This is a genomic window from Puia dinghuensis, assembly GCF_014642875.1.
GTDB lineage: Bacteria > Bacteroidota > Bacteroidia > Chitinophagales > Chitinophagaceae > Puia > Puia dinghuensis.
Genome location: NZ_BMJC01000013.1, coordinates 1 through 3,886, shown reverse-complemented (window position 1 = coordinate 3,886; position 3,886 = coordinate 1). Strand labels below are relative to the sequence as shown.

Sequence of the window (3,886 nt, the reverse complement as noted above, 5' to 3'; positions counted from 1 at the left end):
GATTATCCTGAAGGTGATGAGCGGCGACAAGGTGGATGTGTCGGTGCAGTATTATTACAACAGTACGGGGACCGGCGGCGGCAACCTGTCGTCGAGCGACCTGCTGAATGTCCTGGCTTCGGGGTTGGTGTCGGTGTCCGGCGGGCTGCATGGCTCGTTCACCGACCTGACGGGCGGGTCGAGTCCGTTGCCAAGTGCGATAACGAGTTTCGTGAACAGCAACAATCCCCAGCAAGGCAGCAGCAAGCCGCAGGCCTTCCTCAACTGGATCCTGCTGGACGACCAGTTCAAGATCGTGGGCACCTATCCGCAGAGCGGGGCGGTGGCAGTGGGGAGCGCCGGGACGACGGGCGGAGGGACACTGCAGTCGCCGCTGGGATATACGGGAATTCCGATGACAAAGAGCGGATATTTGTATATTTATGTGAGTAATGCCACCCCCGGGTGGGACGTGTTCTTTGATAATCTGAGTGTGCGGCAGTATAGCGGGCCGATGCTGGAGGAGAATCATTATTACCCCTTCGGGTTGACCATGGCGGGGGATCAGTGATAAGGCACTCAAGGGAAGTTATGCTGAAAACAAATACCGTTACAACAAAGGATCGGAGCTTCAAAACAAAGAGTTCTTCGATGGTTCGGGGTTGGAGATGTATGAAACGCATTTTAGAGAACTCGATCCACAATTAGGTAGATGGTGGCAGATCGACCCCACTCCTCGAGAATCGGAAAGCCCTTACTCTTCAATGGGGAATAATCCTACATTAAAGACCGATTCATTAGGCGATGAGGCATGCTGTAAGACTGCCCAAGATGTTTTATTAACAGGAGACCAGTTAGTGTCAGGGATAATAGAAGGAGGGGGCGGAATCGCAAATCCCCTTACTGATGGTGCGGCTGCTTTTGTTGAAGGTTCAACGTTGATAGGATCGGTTCTTGGGCTGCTTGAAGATATAGGCAGCGATATTTCCGGTTCCCGTGCGCCTTCGGCGCCTGCTACGGCTCCATCTACAGCAGGGACTATTAAATTACATTTACCTCATGACATTGTAAAACCGGCAGTTCCAGCCACGACACAAATGGCAAAAACAGGCTCTATCTATAAAGTGCCTGGAAGTGCTACGCAAAGTGGTAAGCCATATATTGGCAGGCACAATAAGCCGAATCCGGCCAAGACAAGAAAGTCAAATGATGGAAGAGACAGAAAGAAGGCCAAAGTTATTGACAAGTACGATCCTGATGATGTTAAAGAGGGGCGGGAAAAAGAGCAAAAGGCCATCGATGATCATGGGGGTGTAGACAACTTGGACAATAAGCGAAACGAAATAAAGAAAGACCCAAACGATAAAACAAACAATAATAATGGGAAACCATAAGATAAATACCCTCGAAGTAAGGCAGTTTTGGGAGTGGTTTTCTAAAAACTGTCAAAATTTTGGGGTTGATTTTAGCAATGCGGAGTTGCTAGAAAAACTAGATAACTGGGTTACCCAGTTAGGCGATTTTAGTTGGGAGGTCGGCCCTGGCAAGGCAAAGGATAATGCGCTGGTCATATCGCCTAATGGAGATGAAGATTTGCTTCAGGATTCAAAACTGATCATAACTAGCGCGAAAGATTGTGAGGGGTGGGAATATTATTATGCAAAGCCGCCAAAGGAGAAAGAGTGGAATTTAATATTTAGCCTAGAGACCAGCGAAGGGGAAATAGTTGAAGTGGATGCCTCTCAATGGGAATACACGTTGTTGCAATATGAAGATGGGATGTTTGAAATTATTGTCAAGGCTCCGGACTTGCAGCAGCTTGACGAAGCGGATAAACAAGCTGCCGCTGAAATCCTTTTGGATGGTATATTAGGCGAAGAAGCACGGATGCAAACAATTTGTGCGATAGATATAGTAGAGAAGTTTGAAGAACCGTATCGGGACAAAGCCGGTAATATCAAATATCTTCCTAATCACTTAAAGACTTTGGTCAAAGAATAGTGCAAAGTAATTATTAAAATTGGGTCGTGGTTCAGGTAGTGGTTCAAATTAGCAGGTTTTCCCAAATTTCGGGCTCTGTAAGCCTTGCGCGAGGCTTGTTTGGGAGTTCACCATCTTTTTGGTACCTGAAATCCGGTGAGTTCGTCCATTTTTACGCTCTGATACCCGGAATTTTTATTACTTGTGGTTCAAATTAGCAGGTTTATTTATGGACTGTGTAAACTGCCAGGGTAAATGCTGGCGATCGGGCCGGCAAAAGAATGGCTCACAGCGCTATTATTGTCCGGCATGCCGAAAATTTCAGCAAGCCCGGTATCAATACAAGGCGTATTCGGCGTCGACGGATAGCCAGATCAGGTCATTGGTCTGTGAAAGCGTTTGTATCCGGGGCATAGCCAGAGTCTTAGGCATTGCCCGGGGAACCGTGCTGGATAGAATACGCGGCCTGGCGGCGATCATCACGAGTCCGGCTTGTCAGTCAGACCAGATCAGTTTAGAGGTGGATGAATTGTGGACATATATTAACCGCAAAGACAACGAGTATTGGGTCGCGTATGCGATCAATAGGGGAAATAGCGTAGTGGTCGATTTTGTTGTGGGCAAGAGAACGAAGGCTACCCTAAAGCAATTGATAGATCGATTATTGTCCTTAAAGCCCAAAACCATCCGGACGGATAAGCTGACCTTGTACGAGCGACTGATCCCAAAACGGTTGCATCGGGCTGGATCAACTTGTATCAACCGGATCGAACGAAAGAACTTGACGATCCGAACGCATCTGAAACGCCTAAGCCCACGGACGATTTGTTTCAGTCGCAGTCTGTTGATGTTGGAAAGCTGTCTGCGGATTTACTTTTGGGGATGAACCTTCACCAGATGAAACGTTTATGGTTGAGATGATTAAAAAGTAGAATCGTATCGAGAGTTCTTTGACATACGGAATAAATATTGATGGCAGCACAAAATACCCACGCGGCCTTACCCGTGACCAGGTGTGCATCCACTTAGGATGGTGGAAAAAAGGCGACGGTCATAGACCGTCGCAAAAAACAAGTGGAAGGGCATCGAACACCTGCAACGCTTCCAAAGGGCTTGTTCCTGATGCCAGTATTCGTTGAGCGAACCGCTGGCAGAAGTCCTCTTCCTGCTCCGTCCGTATCGGGATGAGCCGCAATTCATTTTCCTGATAGATGAGATAATACGTCATAACTGTTGTTTTAGGATGAAAAAATAAATCCCCCGCACCCGGCCACGGGGGGATTTATTTTTTCATCTGAAATGACGGATGGCTCGGCAGGAAAATGACCGCGACCCCGTTGATAAGGACGCAGGAGATTACGATGGCCGACACGCTGATCGTGGGCAAGCGGAGAGGGTTACCTTCACTACTACGCACCCGCCCCGCCGTGGCCAGCCGGACCGTCCATATTCCCAAAAGCGGCCTCAGCGAGTGAACTGGATCGCAAACGGGGAAAGTTGCCATGAGAGAGGACGATACCTATACAGCCAGCTGACTGCTCACGAGATGCCGACGCGTTGGGAGATATGGCGGCCGGCCTGCGGAGAAACCAGCCGGGAGATTGAAGCTGAGCGGGTCGACATGTTAGCCAACTAGAGTGAGTCAAGGGATACCGTAGTTAAAAGGGTCCTTCCGGAATGCGTTAGCGATCGAAGCGGCAGCCCGGAATCGAAGGTGAGGACTATAGCGTAGAGCGCGACCCGAAGGGGAACGCCCAATACCTGCCCTACGTTGACATGTACGTACCAACAAGCTGTCGCAGGTGGCCGATGCGGCCAATGATTCGTTGTCGAAGCTGGGGGATTTTCACTATAAGGGGACCAAGGGGGCCTACGACTATACCTACGACGGGAATGGTAATCTCTCCCTGGACAATAACAAGGCGAT

The 3,886-nt window shown here is 49.1% G+C and carries 5 protein-coding genes and 1 pseudogene; 5 read left to right on the top strand and 1 reads right to left on the bottom strand.

Features of this window, described 5'->3' with window-relative positions; all coding sequences use genetic code 11:
- The 4 genes and pseudogenes from IEY39_RS29540 to IEY39_RS29525 all read left to right on the top strand — a co-directional run.
- Positions 1-550: pseudogene (locus IEY39_RS29540) on the top strand (hypothetical protein); the annotation flags it as partial.
- 97 nt (positions 551-647) lie between these two features.
- The gene (locus IEY39_RS29535; RefSeq protein WP_188938381.1) at positions 648-1,373 is read left to right on the top strand and encodes a hypothetical protein; all 726 of its coding nucleotides are present in this window, start codon (positions 648-650) and stop codon (positions 1,371-1,373) included.
- On the top strand, positions 1,360-1,980 hold the full coding sequence (locus tag IEY39_RS29530) for a hypothetical protein (protein ID WP_188938379.1): 621 nt from the start codon (positions 1,360-1,362) through the stop codon (positions 1,978-1,980). Before IEY39_RS29535 ends, IEY39_RS29530 begins: the two co-directional genes overlap by 14 nt.
- 208 nt (positions 1,981-2,188) lie before the next feature.
- A complete protein-coding gene (locus IEY39_RS29525; RefSeq protein ID WP_188938378.1) occupies positions 2,189-2,845 on the top strand; it encodes an IS1 family transposase in 657 nt (218 codons plus the stop codon).
- A 165-nt stretch (positions 2,846-3,010) separates the two neighbouring features.
- On the opposite strand, the gene IEY39_RS29520 is transcribed toward IEY39_RS29525, so the two are convergent.
- A complete protein-coding gene (locus IEY39_RS29520; protein WP_188938376.1) occupies positions 3,011-3,187 on the bottom strand; it encodes a hypothetical protein in 177 nt (58 codons plus the stop codon).
- Positions 3,188-3,296: 109 nt separating this feature from the next.
- Here IEY39_RS29520 and IEY39_RS29515 point away from each other — a divergent pair, with 109 nt between their 5' ends.
- Positions 3,297-3,434: a hypothetical protein gene (locus IEY39_RS29515; RefSeq protein ID WP_188938375.1), complete on the top strand. Its 138-nt coding sequence runs from the start codon at positions 3,297-3,299 to the stop codon at positions 3,432-3,434.
- Positions 3,435-3,886: the final 452 nt, after the last annotated feature.